The organism is Nocardia seriolae NBRC 15557, assembly GCF_007990715.1.
GTDB lineage: Bacteria > Actinomycetota > Actinomycetes > Mycobacteriales > Mycobacteriaceae > Nocardia > Nocardia seriolae.
Genome location: NZ_BJWY01000043.1, coordinates 1 through 18,505, shown reverse-complemented (window position 1 = coordinate 18,505; position 18,505 = coordinate 1). Strand labels below are relative to the sequence as shown.

The window sequence follows — 18,505 nt, the reverse complement described above, 5'->3', positions numbered from 1 at the left end:
GCGGTGTCCCCCGGAAATGGCCGCGGGCGCTTCCGGTTCGGAAGCGCCCGCGGTCAACGGTGGTGCGGCGATCAGAAGTTGATCATGTGGCCGGCGAGGCCGTGGATCGCTTCCTGGATGGCTTCCGACAGGGTCGGGTGGGTGTGGACGTTGCGGGCCACCTCGTTGACCGTGAGATCCCACTTCTGGGCCAGGGTCAGTTCCGGCAGCAGCTCGGAGACGTCCGGGCCGATCAGGTGGCCGCCGAGCAGTTCTCCGTACTTGGCGTCGGAGATGAGCTTGACGAAGCCCTGGGCGTCGCCGAGGCCGTGGGCCTTGCCGTTCGCCGTGAAGGGGAAGTTCGCGACCTTGACGTCGTAGCCCTCGGCGCGGGCCTGCTCCTCGGTGAGGCCGAAGGAGGCGACCTGGGGCTGGCAGAAGGTGGCGCGGGGCATCATGCGGTAGTCGCCCAGGGCCTGGGTTTCGGCGCCGGCGATGGTCTCGGCGGCGACGACGCCCTGGGCCTCGGCCACGTGGGCGAGCTGGAGCTTGGCGGTGACGTCGCCGATGGCGTAGATGCCGGGGACGTTGGTGCGCATGAAGTCGTCGATGGCGATGGCGCCGCGGTCGGTCAGCGCGACGCCGGTGTTCTCCAGGCCGTAGCCCTGCACGCGCGGCGCGAAACCGACGGCCTGCAGCACCTTGTCGACGGTGACGGTCTCGATGGCGCCGGACTTGTTGTCCTTGATGGCGACGGTGACCTTCGACCCGTCGTCATCGATAGACTGCACGGCCGCACCGGTGGTGATGGTGACGCCGAGCTTCTTGTACGCCTTGGTGATCTCCTTGGAGACGTCGGCGTCCTCGTTCGGCAGTGCGCGGTCGAGGAATTCGACGATGCGCACGTCCACGCCGTAGTTCTTGAGGACGTAGCCGAACTCCATGCCGATGGCGCCCGCACCCACGATGAGGATGGAACCCGGCAGGTCGCGGGTGAGGATCTGCTCCTCGTAGGTGACCACGTTGGCCGAGAGCGAGGTGCCCGGCAGCAGCTTGGTCTCGGTGCCCGCGGCGATGATCACGTTGTCGAACGTGATGTCCTCGGTGCCGCCCTTGGTGAGCGCGACCGAGAGCGACTTCGGACCCGTGAAGGTGCCCTTCCCGTCGAACTCGTCGATCTTGTTCTTCTTCATCAGGAAGTGGACGCCCTTGACCCGGCCGTCCGCGACCTTGCGGCTGCGATCGAAGGCCGCGCCGAAATCGAAGCTAGCGGTACCGGAGATACCGAACGTCTTCGCTTCCTTGGTGAAGATATGGGCCAGCTCCGCGTTCCGCAGCAGTGCCTTGGACGGAATGCAGCCCACGTTCAGGCACACGCCACCCCAGTATTTCTGCTCGACAATCGCTGTTCGCAGGCCGAGTTGAGCGGCACGGATCGCGGCGACGTAACCGCCGGGACCAGCGCCGAGAACAACGACATCGTAGTGGGAAGTCACGACACCGAGACTAGACTCCCCTGCCTCCCCGCGCCTCAGCGCCCGGCTAAGAGCCGCCGCCTATTGGCGATGCGGGCCGGCGGCTGGGAGCCGTAACCCATTTTGGGGGTACCCCAGGAGTTACCCGGATCCTCACGAAATCAGTTGTCGCCTTCGCAACCCTTTACGCCTGACCCGTCTCGAAGCGACTGATCAGTCCGTCACGCAGGGTGAACCGCCACGCCGTCCGCATGGCTCCCCACCGGTCGTTCGAGTAATCGGCCACGAATTCGGTCGGGCCGCCGACGGATTCGACCTTCATCCGCCCATTGGTCGCGAAGATCTCCGATTCGGTCCACTGCGCGAGATTCCGCTCCTGACCGTCGTCGGTCATGCTGGCGTCGGGGGTCAGGGTCGCGAAGAAGGCGTTCGCGTCACCGGCGTTCACGGCGTCGACGAATTTCCGCACGGTCGGGTCGAGCTCTGTCATCGCTGCATCCCTCTCGGTCGGCGAGCATTGATCGAGCAGACTTCGGGCCGAGTCTAATCCCGCCAGACCTGCCGGGCCACGCGCGCGAAATTGCCGCCGAACACCGCGGCCCGGTCGGATTCGCTGAATCCGCGCGCGGCCAGCTCCGCGTCCAGCCCCGGCGTCCCCGAGACACCGAGCAGATCCTCCGGCGGCGTCCACTGCAGCGGCCCGTAGCGGGTGTACTCCGGCGAGAAGGTCTCCGGGCTGGCGGCGATGACCTCGTTGAATTCATCACCGTCGAAAGAGAAGTCGGACCCGACGCCGACGTGCTCGATGCCCAGCAGCTGCGCGCCGTACGCGAGGTGATCGGCCATGGCCGCCACCCGCTCCGCCCGCGCCGGGGCGTCGTTGTGGCCGAGGAAGATTCCCACCCCGTTGATGCCGATCACCCCGCCGGTGGCCGCGCACGCCTTGGCCTGATCGTCGGTGATATTGCGCGGATGCGCCCACAGCGCAGCGAAATTCGAGTGGCTGTAGATCATCGGGACACTCGTGGTCTCGGCGATGTCGAGCCCGGTGCGCCGCGAGCAGTGCGACCCGTCGGCGAACACCCCGACCTCGTTGAGCTTGCGGATCAGATCCCGCCCGTGCCCGGTGAGCCCGGTGTCCTCGGTGTCGAGGCACCCGCACCCCGCCGCATTGGCGTAGTTGTAGCTGGGCAGCAGCGACCGCAACCCGAGTTCGTAGAACAGCTCGACATTGTCGAGATCGCCCTCCAGCGGCCCGGAGTCCTCCAGATCGAAGGCCAGCGCGAGCGTCTCCTCGGTCTCCGCCGTCGGCGTCTCGGGCCAGGCGTCCTCGATGCTGTGCACCAGCCGGAACCGCCCGTCGGTCAAGGCATCCCGCCGGAACTGGGTCACCAGCTCCAGCGACTCCCGCGTGGATTGCGGCGAATATCCGATATTCACCGAAAGATACGAACCGGCCGGATACCGAAGCAGCTCGGTCAGATCCGCGGTCGGCAGCAGCGGCAGGCAGCAGTGCTGTTCCCACAGCCGGGGCGGGGCGGTCTGCGAACGTTGTTGCGGCGACACCGAACCTCCTCGCGGATGGGCTTGGAAGCCGCAATCCTACCGATCGGTGTGAGCCCGGCCATCACTAGTGTGGAACAAGTGGATCCGCTCGACCGTACGGTTTCGACACCGCTCGTCCGGCTGGTGCGCGACGCCGCCCGGCGGGCCGGGGCCACGCCGGAACAACAGGCCGGCCTCCACGGCCTCGACGAGCACACGCTCTCCGACGAGCTGAACCGGATTCCGCTGGACGCCCTGATTCGCCTGTGGGAGTTCATCGCCCACCTGCGCCCGGGCCCGGGCGCGGGCCTCGCCGTGGCGACGGCAGCGCCCTTGGGCACCCTCACCCCCTGGGACTATCTGGTGACCACGGGATCCACCCTCGCCGAATCACTGCGCGCCGCACAGCCGTACCACCGGGTGGTGACCGCCGCGGGCGAGGTCTTCGACCTGGACGCCGGGGACGATCTCACCGTCGGCTACCGGACCACGGCGGGCGACCCGGCCGTGTCCGCCGTGGTCAACGAATACGTGCTCGCCTACTACCTGCGCCGGGCCCGCGAGGCCACCGGGCGTCCGGTCCGCACCGCGCGCGTCACCTTCGGACATCCCGCACCGCAACGACATTCGATCCTGACCGAGGCGTTCGGCACCGACCGCATCGAATTCGGCGCACCCGCCGACAGCATCACCTTCCACGCCGCGGACGCCGCCGCGCCGCTGCGGCGCGCCGATCCGGCGCTGGGCGCGCTGCTGCGCGGTCACGCGGATCTGGTGCTGGCGAATTCGCGCGCGCGGTTCCCGGTCCGCTGGAGTCGTTCCGGACCGCCCTCGACGCGGCCCTCACCGACGGGGACCTCAGCCTCGACGGCGTGGCCCGGCGGCTGCCGATGAGCCGCCGCACGCTGCAGCGCCACCTCGCCGAACACGGCACCACCTGGCGGAACGAGGTCGATCTGCGGCGGGCCGAGCGCGCCGAAACCCTGCTCGCGCAGGGCCGTTCGACGGCGGCGGTGGCCGCCCGGCTCGGCTTCGCCGACGATCGCGCGCTGCGCAAGGCATACCGGCGCTGGCACGGCACCTCCCCGACCGGCCTGGCGCACGCGGACCGGTCGGTGGCATCACGGGACCTGGGAGCGGACCCGCACCGCCCATAGCGTTGTCGGCAGCGGATCGGAAATCCGGTCCACCGGCAACGACAAGGATTGTGCGCCATGACAACTCAGCTTCGCACCGGCCGAGAGATCCGACTGGCCGCCCGGCCGCAAGGGGTGCCGACCACCGCGGACTTCGTGGCGGCGGAGCGTCCGCTCCCCGAACTCCGCGACGGTCAACTCCTGGTCCGCAACACCTGGATGTCGGTGGACCCGTACATGCGCGGCCGGATGGACGACAAGCCGTCCTACGTCCCGCCGTTCCGGCTGGGCGAGCCCCTGGAGGGCGCGGCGGTCGGCGAGGTGATCGAGTCCCGCTCGGCCGCGATTCCGTTGGGCGCCACCGTGACTCATTTCCGGGGCTGGCGGGATCTCGCGGTGGTGGACGCCGACACCGCCACCGTCGTGGACACCACGCTGGCCGACCCGCGGCATTACCTCGGCGCGCTGGGCACCACCGGGCTGACCGCCTACGCCGCGCTGACCTCGATCGCCCCGGTCCGCCCCGGCGATGTCGTGTTCGTGTCGGCGGCCGCGGGCGCGGTGGGCAGCGTCGCCGGGCAGATCGCCCGCAAACCGGGTGCGAGCCGGGTGGTCGGCTCGGCGGGCGGGCCCGCGAAGAACCGCGTCCTGCTCGACGAGTTCGGCTTCGACGCGGCCATCGACCACCGGGCGGGCGATCTGCGCGGACAGCTGGCGGCCGCCGCGCCCGAGGGCATCGACGTCTATCTCGACGGCGTCGGGTCCGAACACCTGGCGGCGGCGATCGAGGCCATGCGCCCCGGCGGGCGCATCGCCATGGTCGGCGCGATCAGCGGATATGACGGCGCGCCGCCGGAATTCACGCCCGACCTGTACCTGGCCGCCACCAAGGAGATCACCCTGCGGGGCATGCTGGTCACCAGTCGCTTCCCGGTCTTCGGCGAATACATCGGGCGGGCCGCGGGCTGGCTGGCCGACGGCAGCCTGCGCACCCGGGAGACCGTGTACGAGGGTCTCGACCGGGCCCCCGCCGCGTTCCTGGGTGTGCTGTCCGGCGCGAACACCGGGAAGATGCTGGTCCGACTCGCCTGAAGCGGCCGCCCGCAACACGTTCGCGACCGGCGAACGCGACACTCGGCAACAATGAGGGCATGAGTGGTGTTGGAGAGGGCGTGACGGATCAGTTCCTGTGGCTCGAAGAGGTCGAGGGTGAGCGGGCCCTCGGGTGGGCGGAAGCGCGCAATGCGGTGGCGAAGGAGAGGTTCGCGTCGTCGGAGCGTTTCGCGGAGCTCGAGGCCCGGGTGCTCGCCATGCTCGATACCGATACGCGCATCGCCTATCCCGGCCGGCGCGGCCCCTGGCTCTACAACTACTGGCGCGATCGCGACCACCCGAAGGGGCTGTGGCGGCGCACCACTTTCGCCGAGTACGCCAAGGACGAGCCGGACTGGGAGATCCTCATCGACCTGGACGCGCTGGCCGCGGCCGAGGACGAGAACTGGGTGTGGGGCAGCGCGGCGGTGCTGCGGCCCGCGCAGCAGCGGGCGCTGATCAGCCTCTCGCGTGGCGGTGCGGACGCGAAGGTGGTGCGCGAGTTCGACATCGAGGCCAAGGCGTTCATCGCGCCGGAGGACGGCGGCTTCCGGCTGCCCGAGGCCAAGTCCGACTTCGCCTGGATCGACGACGACACCCTGTACGTGGGAACCGATTTCGGCCCGGGCTCGCTCACCGACTCCGGCTATCCGCGGGTGGTGAAGCGCTGGCGGCGCGGAACCCCCTTGGCGGCGGCGGAATTCGTCTACGAGGGCGAGGTCACCGACGTGGCGGTCTCGGCCGGTTACGACCGCACGCCGGGCTACGAACGCCACTTCCTGGGCCGCGCCACCGACTTCTTCAACGAGGAGGTCTACCTCCTCGAGGACGACGGCGCCCTGCGCTTCATCGACGTCCCCAGCGACGCCTCCGAATCCTGGTACAAGGAGCTGCTGCTGGTGCGCCTGAAGTCGCCGTGGGAGGTGAACGGCACCACCTACCCGGCGGGCTCGCTGCTGGCCACCAACTTCGAGGAATTCCTCTCCGGCGCACGTGATTTCGAGGTCCTGTTCACCCCCGACCGGCACACGGCGCTGCACGGCTACGGCTGGACCGAGAACCACCTGCTGCTGATCACCCTGCGCGACGTGCAGACCGACCTGCACGTGCTGACCCCCGGCCCGGACGGCTGGACCCGCGAGCCGCTGGCCGACACCCCGCGCATGGCCACCACCAGCGTCATGAACCTCGACCGCCTGGAGGGCGGCGACGAATTCATGCTCTCCACCAGTGGTTTCACCCGCCCGACCACGCTCATGGCCGGTTCGGTGGGCGGCCCCATCGAGGTGCTCAAGAAGGAACCGGAGTTCTTCGACGCCGACGGCGTGGAGACCGAGCAGTTCTTCGCCACCTCCGACGACGGCACCGAAATCCCGTATTTCGTCATCCGCCACCGTGATCGCCGCGGCGTCCCCGGCCCGACCGTCATGTCCGGCTACGGCGGTTTCGAAGTCTCGCGCACCCCCGGCTATTTCGGCGCGGTCGGCATGGGCTGGCTCGAGCGCGGCGGCACCTACGTCATGACCAATATCCGCGGCGGCGGCGAGTACGGCCCGGAATGGCACACCGCGGTCCTGAAGGCCAACCGGCACAAGGCCTACGAGGATTTCGCGGCCGTGGCCCGGGATCTGGTGGCCCGCGGCATCACCACCCACGAGCAGCTGGGCGCGGTAGGCGGCAGCAATGGCGGCCTGCTCATGGGCGTCATGCTGACCCGCTACCCGGAACTGTTCGGGGCCATCGTGTGCCAGGTGCCGCTGCTGGACATGAAGCGCTACCACCTGCTGCTGGCGGGCGCGTCGTGGATCGCGGAGTACGGCGACCCGGACAAGCCCGAGGAGTGGGAGTACATCTCGAAGTACTCGCCGTACCAGAACACCAGCGCGGACCGGCGGTACCCGCCGATCCTGCTCACCACCTCCACCCGCGACGACCGCGTGCACCCCGGCCACGCCCGGAAGATGGCCGCGCTCTTGGAATCCGAGGGCCACGACGTCTGGTACTACGAGAACATCGAGGGCGGCCACGGCGGCGCGGCGGACAACAAGCAGTCCGCCTTCCAGGCCGGGCTCATCTACGAGTTCTTCGCCCAGCAGCTGATGGAGCGGTGACGCTCAGCCGATGATCGCCGCCAGCCCGTAGCCGATGGCGATCGAAGCCACCAGGGTGACCAGACCGGGACGCATGAACGAGTGGTTGAGCACGTACTTGCCGAAGTGGGTCGTCCCGCTCAGGTCGAAGTTCACCGCGGCGATGCTGGTCGGATAGACCGGCAGGATGAACAGCGCCGCGACCGCGGGCAGCATGGCCACCAGCTGCGCCGAGGGAATGCCCAGCGCCATGCCCAGCGGCATCATCGTCTTCGTGGTCGCGGCCTGACTCAGAATGAGCGCCGCGACCACGGTCACGATGATCGCGAACGTCCACGGATAGTCCTTGGCGACATTGCCGAGTTTGTCCACGATCAGCGTCTTGTTGGCCTCGACGAAAGAGTCACCCAGCCAGGCCAATCCGAACACCCCGACCAGCGCGACCAACCCCGCCTTGGCGACCGGCGTGCCCGGCACCACCGCGGCGTTCACCTTGCACACCACCATGATCAGGGCCGCCGTCGCGAGCATGAGCACCTCGATGGCATAGGGCATGGCCAGCGCGTCGACCTTGCCGTCCGCTCCGTGCACATCCGGGCGCAGGCTCGGGAACGCCCCCGAGATCACGATGGCGAGCACGCCGAGCAGGAAGATGCCCGCCGACCAGGAGGCGCGCGGCGGCAGCGGCGGCCGGTCGGCGTGACTGGGATCGATGGGCGGGATCTCCCCCGCGGCCAGCCGGCGCTGGTACTCCGGATCGTCGTCGAGGTCCTTGCCGAGCTTGAGCACCGACAGCGCGCCGACCATGGACCCGATGAGCGTGGAGGGCACGGTGATGGCCAGGATCTTCACGATCGACCACCCGTCGGGCCCGAAGATGACCACCGCCGCCGCGGTCGACGCCGAGACCGGGCTGGCCACGATGGCGATCTGATTGGCGATGGTGGCAATGGAAATCGGCCGCTCCGGGCGGATCCCGCCCTCGCGCGCCACCTCGTGGATGACCGGCAGCAGCGGGTAGAGCAGATGCCCGGTGCCCGCGCCGACGGTGAACGCGTAGGTCACCAGGGGTGCGACGAAGGTGATCCGTTTGGGATTGCTGCGAATTATCCGCTCGGCGATCCGGACCATGTAGTCGACGCCGCCCGCGGCCTCCATGGTCGCCGCGGCCACCACCACCGACAGGATGATGAGCAGCACGTCCACCGGCGGCACGGTCGGCTCGACCCCGAATATGGTGGCCAGCGCGAAGACGCCGATCCCGCCCCAGACGCCCAGTCCGATGCCGCCGACCCGGGATCCGATCATGATGATGGCCAGCATGACCGCCAGCTCGAGCAGCATCTTTACCATCGTCGACCCGCCGATCGGCTAGTAGGTGGTGGTGCTGTTACCGCGTCGCTCTTGAAACATATCCGGACCATTCGGAAAGATTGCGATTTGTTTGCCAGCGTTGTGAGTCCCTCATCCGAGCAAGGAGCAGACGTGGGCCAACTGGACGAGCTGATCAAGTCAACCGCCGCGGCCACCGGACTCGATCCGGATGACGTCCGCGCCCTCACCGCCACCGCCGAACGCCGCGAATACCCGGCCGGCACCATCCTTTTCCACGAGTCCACGCCCCGGGAATGGGCGGGCATCGTGGTCGAGGGCGAGGTCCAGATCATCTCCGGGCTCACCGGCCACGAGACCGAGCTGGCCCGCCTCGGCCCCGGCAGCCTGGTCTCGGAGATCTCCCTGATCGACGACACCCCGCACACCGCGACCGGCCGCACCCCCAAGGGCGCGGTGGTATTGACCGTGCCGCGCGCCACGCTGCGGGAAATGGCCGTGCTGCACCCGGATCGCTACTACCGCATGGTCTCCCGCGTCGCGCAGCTCATCGCGCACCGCATGCGCAGCGTCTCCGAACAGCTCTCGGCCGCGATCAGCGCGCAGCAGCAGCTGGGCGGCATTCGCACCGAACACGATTCGCTGGGCACCCGCGAGATCCCGTCCGAGGCCTACTACGGCGTGCAGACCCTGCGCGCCATCGAGAATTTCCAGATCTCGGGCATCAAGCTGCGCAAGTTCGGGCACCTGGTGCACGCGCTGGCCTACGTGAAAAAGGCGGCGGCGCTGGCCAATGCGGAACTCGGGTCGATCACGGCGGCCAAGCGCGATGCCATCGTCGGAGCCTGCGACGAGATCCTGGACGGCAAGCTGCGCGACGACTTCGTCGTCGACATGGTGCAGGGCGGCGCGGGCACCTCGACCAATATGAACGCCAACGAGGTCATCGCCAATCGCGGCCTGGAGCTCATGGGCCACGAGAAGGGCGAATACCAGTACCTGCACCCCAATGACGACGTGAACTGCTCGCAGTCCACCAATGACGTCTACCCCACCTCGGTGAAGCTGGGCGTCTACCTGTCCCTCATGGACGCCACCGCGGCCCTGGGCGAGCTGCGGAATGCCCTGAAGGCCAAGGCCCTCGAGTTCAGCGATGTCATCAAGATGGGCCGCACCCAGCTGCAGGACGCCGTGCCCATGACGCTGGGCCAGGAGTTCGGTGCGTACGCGGTCATGATCGGCGAGGCCATCGCCCACCTGCAGCGCATCTCCACCGACCTGCTCGCCATGAACATGGGCGCGACCGCCATCGGCACCGGCATCACCAGCCCGCCCGGCTACGCCGAACTGGTCAGCAAGAAACTGGTCGAGGTCACCGGACTGCCCATCTGTCAGGCCGAGAACCTGGTCGAGGCCACCCAGGACTCAGGCGATTTCGTGGCCATCTCGGCCACCCTCAAGCGCGCCGCCGTGCAGCTGTCCAAGATCTGCAACGATCTGCGCCTGCTCTCCAGCGGTCCGCGCGCCGGGCTCGGTGAGATCAACCTGCCCGCCATGCAGCCGGGTTCGTCGATCATGCCCGGCAAGGTCAATCCGGTTATCCCGGAGGTCGTTTCGCAGGTCTGCTTCCAGCTCATCGGCTACGACATGACCGTCACCATGGCCGCCGAGGCCAGCCAGCTCGAACTGAACATGGCCGAGCCGATCATGGCCTACGACCTCATGATGGGCACCATGATGCTGCGCAATGCGGCCATCACCCTGACCAGCCGCTGTGTCACCGGCATCACCGCCAATCGCGAGCACTGCCGGGAACTGGTCAACCACAGCATCGGCCTGGTCACCGCGCTGGTGCCGAAGCTGGGGTACGAACAGTCCGCGTCGATCGCCAAGGAGGCGCTGAAGACCGGTGGCAGCGTCTATGACCTGGTGCTGGAGCGCGGGGCCATGACCAAGGACGAACTCGACGAACTGCTCAGCCCGGAGAAGATGACCGCCCCGCGGTCGCGTTCGATCTAGCCGTGAATCAGCGGTCCCGCAGCCACTTTTCGACCCGGTCGAGGGTGGACGCGGGATCGCTGATCCAGCCGTTGTGCCCCAGCGGGTCCGGGTTGTGCCAGATGGTGATGTCGGCATTGGGCAGCTTGGCCAGCAGTTGCCGCGCCGAACCGCGCGGGGTCAGCTCATCGCCGGTCATGGTGATCGACAGCACCGGCAATTTCAGCCGCCCGATGCGCTCCTCGTAGTCGATATCGGCTCCGGCGGGCTGGAATCGGCCCGTGCGCGCCAGCCGCGCCCAGTCGGCGATCAGCAGCTTCGACTGCCGCCCGAACCCGCCCGCGGTCACGGTGTCGCCCGGCCAGAACCCGGCCAGATTGGCGGTCAGCGAGAGCGCGGTGCTGCCCAGCGCCGCCAGCCCCGAATATCCGCGCCGATGCGGCGTTCCGGACGCGACCAGAATCAGCCCGCCCAGCCGCCCCCGGATCCGGGACGCGTACATGACCCCGAGCTGCCCACCCATGCTGTGCCCGAGCAGATACGGCGTGCTGTCGGGAAACCGTTCCCGCACTGCCTCGAACATGGCGGGGAAGTCCACGGCCACCAGTTCCTGATAGCCGTACTGGCTCGCCGCGCCGGGTTTGGGCCGGCAAGCGCGGGGAGGCGGAGCGGCGCCGTTTCCACGGATCTCCAGCAGCGCCACGTCGAAACCCCGGTCCGCCAGGGGCTTCCCGAACAGCGAGTAGAACTCCCCCGGCACCCCCAGTCCCGGCACGACAACCACCACCGGCCTCGGCGTGTCGGCCGTAATCGGGTGCCGGTGTGGACCTTTGGCCGGGATCATCCGCACCGGCACCGTCGTCCCGTCGGGCATCTGGATGGGCACGGTCTCCATGCGCCGCAGGCTACCCGTAAACGTCGCGCCCGTCCGCAAGGCAGCGGACGGGCGCGAATACGAGTCGGACGGGGGAAGGTTCAGGCGGTGACGGCACCCATGATGACGCGGCGCAGCACGCGGATGACGTCGTCGAGCGGCTGGCGCGGTTCCGAACCGCTCCAGGCGTCGACCACGTAGTTCACCGCGCCGATAATGGCCAGCACGCGCATTTCGTAGTCACCGGGCGGGATTTCGCCGTGCAGGGCGGCGTCCTCGGCGGCGCTGGCCAGCAGTGCGCCCCAGGCGCGCCGCAGTTCCAGCCGGAACTTCTCCACCTTGGGCCCCGCCCCGACGACTTCGACGAGGGCGACTCTGGCCTTGCGCGGATCTCGCCCGATGGACTCGATCTAGGCGCGGACGGCGGCGTCGATGATGTCGATGGCGCTGGCGTCGGAGTGCTCGGCGATGGTGGCCGCCACCGCTTCCCGGGATTCTCGATCGATCTGCTCGTAGAGTTCGAGCAGCAGCGATTCGCGTCCGGTGAACTCCTCGTAGAACTGCCTCGAGGAGAGACCGGCGTCCTTGCAGATGGCCCCGACGGAACTATTGGCATAGCCGTCGCGCGCGAACACCGTGAGCCCGGACTCCAGAAAACGCGCACGACGCTGCCGCTGCCGGTCTTCTACGGGCTGCCCGGCGTACATTCTTCCCGCGTTCGTTTCCTGTGACATTGCGCCAGACAATACCGAAGGGCCCGATCCCCTCGTCATGGATCGGGCCCTTCGTTTGTACCTTCGACTTACCGCGCGATAGCCGAAAGTTGGCTCAGCAACTTCGGGCAATGCGGCGCACCCGGGACGGCGGGTATAGGCAGGGGAACCGTCCCGGGTTCGGGACGCGGGTCCGGGGGGAGACTCGCGGCCCGATGTCGCATTGACCCGAAAGTCACTGATCGTTTGCCGTTCAACACGATACAGAGCGGGTGAACTGGACGGAATACTTTTCGAGGAGATTTTTAGTATTAATTTCGCGGGCCGTCGCGGCGCGCCGCGCACCCGGACGCGAGACCCTTCCGACCACCCGCCTGCAGCGGGTACGAGAAAGGGCCCGATCCCCTCGTCAAAGATCGGGCCCTTCGTCATCGAATCGGCTTCCGCGCAGTAGCCGAAAGATGGCGCTCGCTCGGCTACTTGGCGGAAAGACTGGATGAGCCGGTCTGCAGCAGCTTGATGATGGTCTGAACGAGAACATCCGAAAGGAAGTTCGCCATAGTGGTGCTCCGATCCGACAGATTGCCAGTACCTTCACTGGCTGTTTGCCATCGGGACGATACCCAGCCGGTACTCACCCGGGGAAGATTTCGGATGAACTTTCTAGAACTTTTTCGAGAGCCCCCTAGACTTCACCGGCCACCGCCGGAACGTCGGGCTCACCCGGGGTGACCGCGCGTCGATCCGCACCGCAATTGCCTTCGCCCAGCAACCGCCGAACATCCCGGCCGCGCCCGGACGACGCCGATGTGAAACGAGAATGGACGGGGGCGCGGTATTCACGGCCGTTGCGCCGGGAGGTAACGGTCGCCGTGAGTTCGCGCCCGGCCCGGGCCGGACCCGCGCGGCCGTCGGAGATCGCTTTGTCATCGACGCCACGGCGCGCCGGCACCGCCGCGTTGCGCGCGAATAGCGGAAATCGGGTCCGATCGCCCAACCACCCTGCCGCCGAAGGTAATTCGCCGAACTATCCGGCGATGTGCGCGGCCAGCCAGTCCGGAAACTCGGTCAGATCGCGCAGCACCACGTCCGCGCCCGCGGCCGAGAGTTCCTCGGCCGCATAGGGTCCGGTGGTCACCGCAACCGACACCGCCGCGGCCACCCGCGCCGCGCGCACATCGCCCAGATGATCGCCGACATAGATCGCGGCCCCGCGCTCGCGCAGCACCTCGCCCTTCTCCTCCGCCCAGGCCCCGCCGACCAGCTCGTCGACCTCGAGTCCGAGATGGTCGAGATGCAACCGGGCGTGCGGACCGTTCTTGGCGGTGATCACCAGCACCCGGCCGCCCGCCCGGTGCACCGCCGCCAGCGCATCGATCACGCCGGGCAGATGTTCCGAAGGATGCACGGCCAGATCCGGATACAGCTCCCGATACAGATCGACGATCCTCGGCACCTCGTGCTCCGGGAACCATTGGGCCGCCTCGTGCGCCAGCGGCGGCCCGAGCCGCGACACCACCAACTCGGAATCGATCGCCACCCCGGTCCGCGCGGCGACCGCATCCCACACCGCGGCGATCCCCGGCCGCGAGTCGATCAAGGTCATATCCAGGTCGAACCCGACCACGAGCCCGCCGTCCGGTCCGGTCGCATGATCAAAAGCCACACCCAGACCCTACGTCCCACCGAAAACCGGGGGCGGCGCCGCCGGTCGCCGAATTGGGCTCGGCCATATGCGGAGCGAACAGGAAACGTTTTTCTGCGGGACGGAACTGGCCGCGCGACTCGAGCGGGTCGAGGCCGAGCTGATCACCAGGAGCAGTGGGGCCGCCGCGGCGCGGCTCGGGGCCGGGGCCGGATTCGTGATCCCGATCGCGGGCGGGGTGGCCTCGTTCGCGGAGGTCGGATCGCCGCTGAACAAGGTGGCCGGGCTCGGGTTCGCGGGCATCCCCGACATCGCGGAACTCGATGAGATCGAGCGGTTGTTCACGGAACGGAAGACGCCGGTGCAGGCCGAGGTCTCCCAGCTCGGCGACCCCGGCATCGGGGAACTGCTCACCGCGCGCGGATACCGGCTGGTGTCTTTCGAAAACGTCCTCGGCCTGGAACTGGATGACGAACGGCCCGCGGTCGTCGCCGACGGCGTGGACGTAGGGCACAGCACCGACGACGAATTCGCCCCCTGGCTCGACGTGGTCGCCGAGGGCTTCGCGCATCCCGACGCTCAGGGCGTCGCGTCGCACGAGGAATTCCCGGCCGACGTCATCGCCGCGGCCGTGCGCGATATGGCGGTCGCGGCGGGCGTGCGCCGCTATATCGCCCGGCGCGGGGACACGGTCGCGGGCGGGGCGAGCATGCGTATGTCGCAGGGGATCGCCCAATTGACCGGCGCGGCAACCCATCCCGCGCACCGGCGGCACGGCGTGCAGTCCTCGCTGCTGTCGGTGCGGCTCGCCGAGGCGACCGAGGCGGGCTGCGATATCGCGGTGGTCACCACCCAGCCCGGCTCCAAGTCCCAGCAGAACGTGCAGCGCCGGGGATTTTCGCTGCTCTACACCCGCGCGATTCTGATCAAAGGCTGATCAGCGGCGTTCCGATCCGAACCGATCAACCCGGCAGCCGGTGTGCGGCAATCGGTTTCAGATGTTCGCGCAGCAGATCGCCGTCCGCGCCGAAGAGCTGGGCGTCGGTGTCGACCGCGGTCCGCACGCCCTTGCTCGCCAATTCCCTTCCGGCGGCCGTCAGTTCGACGCGCAAGACGCGGGCGTCGGCGGGATCGGGACGGCGGATGAGCAAGCCGCGCTCCTCCAGTCCGCGAATCACCTTGGAGGCCATCATGCGATCCGAACCGGACATGTCCGCCACCTGCTGCTGAGTGGGCAGTTCCCCCGCCCGGCCCAGCCACCCGGCCGAGGCCAGCAGGTTGAACTGGGTCGGGGTGAGCCCGAGCGGACGCAGGTTGCGTTCCAGCGTCGCCCGCCACTCCAGGGCGGCATTGTGCAACCAGAACCCTGGACTCATGAGCGGTCCCCGTGGTTTTTCAGCCACGCCGTAGCGCCTCCTCTTCCAATGCCGCGAAGGTCAGCGGCATGTCCGCGCGCATGGCCTTCTCCCAGACGAGCTTGAACAGGGGCCCGAAAACCCCGTGGATCTCCACATTCTCCGCCACCCGCACGGTGCCGTCGCCGAGCGCCTCGTAGGTGCGGTGGCCGCGCAGTTTCCCGAACGGAATGCCCGCCTCACTGGTCCACGATTTCCCGGGCTCCACGGCCACGATGGTGAAAGGCCCGGCCGGCGCGCCCTTCGGCTTGACCCAGACCTTGGTCCCGGCCGCGAATTCGCCGTCGATGCGGGACTTCTCCTCGTGCGGGTCCCATTCGGACCAGCGTGCGACGTCGGTGGCGACCGCCCAGATCTTGTCGATATCGCCCTTGATCACAGCCTCTTCGGTGAACGAGTACATCATCGGGGTCATCTCCCATCGGGTAAATCTGTTGTTGCGACAACAGTAACTATAGTCGCGACAACAATCAACCGCGAACGCGAAACCGCACCGGGATCCGGCGGCGGACGACAGCATGGCGTCGCCGCCACCGGACCCCGATCACCGAGTACTACGGGGCGGGCGCGTAGCCGAGCGGGCGCGTGGTGAACGTGCCCCGGCCCTGGGTTCGGCTGCGCAAACGGGTTGCGTAGCCGAACAATTCGGCCAGCGGGACCGTGGCGGTCAGGACCACGGTTCCGGTACGGGTCAGCGAACCCGTGACCCGGCCGCGCCGGGCGGCGAGATCACCGAGCACCGCGCCGACATGGTCCTCCGGGACCGTGACCGTCAGCTCGACCAGCGGTTCCAGGATCGCCATGGCACTGGCCCGCAACGCATCCCGCATTCCGAGCCGTCCCGCGGTGCGGAAGGCCAGGTCCGACGAATCCTTCGAATGCGTCGCACCATCGGTGAGCGTGACCCGCACGCCGGTCACCGGATGGCCCGCCAGCGGGCCCTCGGCCAGGGCATCCCGGCAGCCCGCTTCCACCGCGCGCACGAACTCCGCGGGCACCCGGCCGCCGACCACCGTGGACTCGAACTCGAAACCGGTTGCCCCAGTATCGGATTCGTTCACCGGTTGCACATCGAGCACGATGTGCGCCCACTGCCCGGCCCCGCCGTCCTGCTTGACGTGCCGATAGACCAGGCCCCGCACGCCGCGCACCACGGTCTCGCGATACGCCACCTGCGGCTTGCCGACCGTCACGCTCAGCCCGCGGTCGCGGCGCAGCTTCTCCACCACGACCTCCAGATGCAGCTCGCCCAGACCGGCCAGCAGCGTCTGCCCGGTCTCCGGATCGGTCCGCACCGACAGCGACGGGTCCTCGTCGGCCAGCCGGGCCAGGGCCACGGCCAGCTTCTCGGTCTCCGCGCTGGATCGCGCCTCGACCGCCACCGAGACCACCGGCTCGGTCGGGGCCGGGGGCTCCAGCTGGACCGGGGCGTCCGGCGCGCACAGCGTCGCGCCGACCCGGACCGCCTTGGGCCCGACCAGCGCCACGATATCGCCCGCCACCGCGGCCGCCACCTCCTCGTGCCGATCCGCCTGCACCCGCAGGATGCGCGCCACCCGCTCGCGACGGCCGCCGCCCGCGTCGAGCACGGTGTCGCCATTGGCCAGGACGCCCGCGTAGACGCGCACGAAGGTGAGCCGTCCGGTCGGCGTGGCGTGCACCTTGAACGCCAGTGCCGCAAGCGGTTCCGCCGGATCCGCGGCGCGGCACCCGTCCTGCGCACCCACCGGCGGCCGGTCCAACGGCGACGGCAGGTAAGCGACCACGGCGTCGAGCAGCGGCTCGATGCCGATGTCGCGGTAGGCCGCGCCGCACAGCACCGGCACCACCTCACCGGCGAGAGTCAGCTCCCGCAGTGCGGCGGCCAGGGTGTCGTCGGACAGTCCGGAGGCTTCGACGAACTCTTCGAGCGCCGCCGAATTCCGTTCCGCCACCGCTTCTTCCAGCTCGCGCCGCGCCCGCGTCACCTCCGCGGCGAGATGCTCGGGCACCGCGCCCTCGACCAGGCCGCCGTCCCAGTGCAGGGCGCGCAGGCGGACCAGGTCGACCACACCGGCGAACGTCTCACCGGAGTACACCGGCAGCGGAACCGGATGCAGCCGTACACGAATCGAGGCGACGGCGGCCGTCAGGTCGGCCCCGGCACGGTCCATCTTGTTGACGAACGCGATACGCGGCACGCCGTAACGGTCGGCCCGCCGCCACACGGATTCGCTCTGCGGCTCGACACCGGCGACGGCGTCGAAAACCGCTACGGCACCGTCCAATACGCGCAGGGAACGCTCGACCTCGTCGGAGAAGTCGACGTGCCCGGGGGTATCGATGACGGTCAGCCGGTGCCCGGCCCAGCGGCAGCTCACCGCCGCCGCGAAAATGGTGATGCCCCGATCCCGTTCCTGCGGATCGAAATCGGTGACGGTGGTGCCGTCGTGCACCTCGCCGCGCTTGTGGGTGATACCGGTGAGGAACAGCATGCGCTCGGTCACCGTGGTCTTCCCGGCATCCACATGCGCGAGAATTCCGAGGTTGCGAACGACAGCCAGATCTTGTCGGGAAACATTGGTACGCACGGTCATACGTCCTTCGTGCTGATCTTGGACAGAACAGCGCGATTCCCCGGGACGCCCAGGAGCGTCGGGGGGTACGCAGTACCGGCCGCGCAGCCGGCACCGAGCCGGCGTGGACACCAGGATCACCTCGAAGCGCGGACGGGCCACGACGGTGGTGCGGCAATCGCGCATGACCGGCCCCTTCCTGCTTCCGAGAATCAGCGGGACCTCCCGTCCCGCCGTGCGAAACTAACAGTTCAACGTCCGCGCTGTCGCGTGAATTTCCGCGCGACTCAGGCGATCACATCGACAGGTGCCCGAGGTGGATCACGGCCAGATTCGCGACCACCAGGAGCGGGAACCCGATGGCGGCCGTGCGATGGCCCAGCTGCCACAGCCCGGCGGAGGCACCACCGAACACCAGGATCTTCGTGCCCACCGCAGCCACGGGGATGGAGAAACTCGCCTGCGGCGCGGCGAACAGACCCCAGAGCACCATGGCGGCGACCGCCATGCCGACCCCGAGCAGAACCTTCGCCATGCGCCCGCGTCCGGTACGCACACCCCAATAGGCCAGCGCGCCAACGGCGACGAGTTCCAGTACGAATGCGAGGGTGAGATTGAGGGTCGCCCAGGCGGTGCTGATCATCGAAATACTCCCA

General features: G+C 68.5%; 18 protein-coding genes. 6 read left to right on the top strand and 12 right to left on the bottom strand.

What is annotated here, in order from left to right:
* Positions 1 to 71 precede the first annotated feature (71 nt).
* From lpdA to NS2_RS15470, 3 genes are all read right to left on the bottom strand, one after another.
* Positions 72 to 1,475 carry a dihydrolipoyl dehydrogenase gene (gene lpdA / locus NS2_RS15480; protein ID WP_033088127.1) on the bottom strand — a complete coding sequence of 468 codons (1,404 nt, stop codon included), beginning with the start codon at positions 1,473 to 1,475 and terminating at the stop codon, positions 72 to 74.
* A 163-nt stretch (positions 1,476 to 1,638) separates the two neighbouring features.
* Positions 1,639 to 1,944: a nuclear transport factor 2-like protein gene (locus NS2_RS15475; RefSeq protein WP_033088126.1), complete on the bottom strand. Its 306-nt coding sequence runs from the start codon at positions 1,942 to 1,944 to the stop codon at positions 1,639 to 1,641.
* Between the two features lie 53 nt (positions 1,945 to 1,997).
* On the bottom strand, positions 1,998 to 3,020 hold the full coding sequence (locus NS2_RS15470) for a dipeptidase (protein ID WP_172416828.1): 1,023 nt from the start codon (positions 3,018 to 3,020) through the stop codon (positions 1,998 to 2,000).
* Positions 3,021 to 3,098: 78 nt separating this feature from the next.
* Between NS2_RS15470 and NS2_RS15465 the strand changes: the two genes are divergently transcribed.
* From NS2_RS15465 to NS2_RS15455, 4 genes are read left to right on the top strand one after another with little or no spacing between them, the layout of a single operon-like run.
* Positions 3,099 to 3,893: an AraC family transcriptional regulator ligand-binding domain-containing protein gene (locus NS2_RS15465; RefSeq protein ID WP_231992965.1), complete on the top strand. Its 795-nt coding sequence runs from the start codon at positions 3,099 to 3,101 to the stop codon at positions 3,891 to 3,893.
* A complete protein-coding gene (locus NS2_RS37505) occupies positions 3,872 to 4,156 on the top strand; it encodes a helix-turn-helix domain-containing protein (RefSeq protein ID WP_228102594.1) in 285 nt (94 codons plus the stop codon). Before NS2_RS15465 ends, NS2_RS37505 begins: the two co-directional genes overlap by 22 nt.
* Before the next feature lie 57 nt (positions 4,157 to 4,213).
* Complete coding sequence (locus NS2_RS15460; protein WP_033088125.1) at positions 4,214 to 5,227, top strand: NADP-dependent oxidoreductase; 1,014 nt, start codon at positions 4,214 to 4,216, stop codon at positions 5,225 to 5,227.
* A complete protein-coding gene (locus tag NS2_RS15455) occupies positions 5,224 to 7,338 on the top strand; it encodes a prolyl oligopeptidase family serine peptidase (protein WP_259466223.1) in 2,115 nt (704 codons plus the stop codon). Before NS2_RS15460 ends, NS2_RS15455 begins: the two co-directional genes overlap by 4 nt.
* Before the next feature lie 3 nt (positions 7,339 to 7,341).
* Here the strand turns inward: NS2_RS15455 and NS2_RS15450 are convergent, their stop codons facing one another.
* Complete coding sequence (locus NS2_RS15450; protein ID WP_197707882.1) at positions 7,342 to 8,661, bottom strand: anaerobic C4-dicarboxylate transporter family protein; 1,320 nt, start codon at positions 8,659 to 8,661, stop codon at positions 7,342 to 7,344.
* 141 nt (positions 8,662 to 8,802) lie between these two features.
* Here NS2_RS15450 and aspA point away from each other — a divergent pair, with 141 nt between their 5' ends.
* The gene (aspA, locus tag NS2_RS15445; protein ID WP_081985940.1) at positions 8,803 to 10,668 is read left to right on the top strand and encodes an aspartate ammonia-lyase; all 1,866 of its coding nucleotides are present in this window, start codon (positions 8,803 to 8,805) and stop codon (positions 10,666 to 10,668) included.
* Positions 10,669 to 10,675: 7 nt separating this feature from the next.
* Here aspA and NS2_RS15440 read toward each other — a convergent pair whose 3' ends face one another.
* From NS2_RS15440 to NS2_RS15430, 4 genes are all read right to left on the bottom strand, one after another.
* Entirely contained in the window at positions 10,676 to 11,542 is an 867-nt protein-coding gene (locus NS2_RS15440; protein ID WP_033088122.1) for an alpha/beta fold hydrolase, read from the bottom strand.
* Positions 11,543 to 11,622: 80 nt separating this feature from the next.
* Positions 11,623 to 11,859 (bottom strand): hypothetical protein, encoded by a 237-nt coding sequence (locus NS2_RS37495; protein WP_228102593.1) that lies wholly within the window; start codon positions 11,857 to 11,859, stop codon positions 11,623 to 11,625.
* 72 nt (positions 11,860 to 11,931) lie between these two features.
* Positions 11,932 to 12,255 (bottom strand): TetR/AcrR family transcriptional regulator, encoded by a 324-nt coding sequence (locus tag NS2_RS37490; RefSeq protein ID WP_228102592.1) that lies wholly within the window; start codon positions 12,253 to 12,255, stop codon positions 11,932 to 11,934.
* A gap of 1,006 nt (positions 12,256 to 13,261) precedes the next feature.
* Positions 13,262 to 13,900, bottom strand: a complete 639-nt coding sequence (locus NS2_RS15430) for an HAD family hydrolase (protein ID WP_033088121.1) — start codon at positions 13,898 to 13,900, stop codon at positions 13,262 to 13,264.
* A 67-nt stretch (positions 13,901 to 13,967) separates the two neighbouring features.
* On the opposite strand from NS2_RS15430, the gene NS2_RS15425 reads away from it, so the two are divergent.
* On the top strand, positions 13,968 to 14,816 hold the full coding sequence (locus NS2_RS15425; protein WP_033088120.1) for a GNAT family N-acetyltransferase: 849 nt from the start codon (positions 13,968 to 13,970) through the stop codon (positions 14,814 to 14,816).
* Between the two features lie 25 nt (positions 14,817 to 14,841).
* Here NS2_RS15425 and NS2_RS15420 read toward each other — a convergent pair whose 3' ends face one another.
* From NS2_RS15420 to NS2_RS15405, 4 genes are all read right to left on the bottom strand, one after another.
* Positions 14,842 to 15,255 carry a MarR family winged helix-turn-helix transcriptional regulator gene (locus tag NS2_RS15420; RefSeq protein WP_045437732.1) on the bottom strand — a complete coding sequence of 138 codons (414 nt, stop codon included), beginning with the start codon at positions 15,253 to 15,255 and terminating at the stop codon, positions 14,842 to 14,844.
* Between the two features lie 19 nt (positions 15,256 to 15,274).
* The gene (locus NS2_RS15415) at positions 15,275 to 15,709 is read right to left on the bottom strand and encodes an SRPBCC family protein (RefSeq protein WP_033088119.1); all 435 of its coding nucleotides are present in this window, start codon (positions 15,707 to 15,709) and stop codon (positions 15,275 to 15,277) included.
* Between the two features lie 139 nt (positions 15,710 to 15,848).
* Positions 15,849 to 17,864 (bottom strand): elongation factor G, encoded by a 2,016-nt coding sequence (fusA, locus tag NS2_RS15410; RefSeq protein ID WP_033088155.1) that lies wholly within the window; start codon positions 17,862 to 17,864, stop codon positions 15,849 to 15,851.
* 280 nt (positions 17,865 to 18,144) lie between these two features.
* A partial coding sequence (locus tag NS2_RS15405; RefSeq protein WP_222594871.1) for a YrdB family protein occupies positions 18,145 to 18,505 on the bottom strand: 361 nt, incomplete at its 5' end.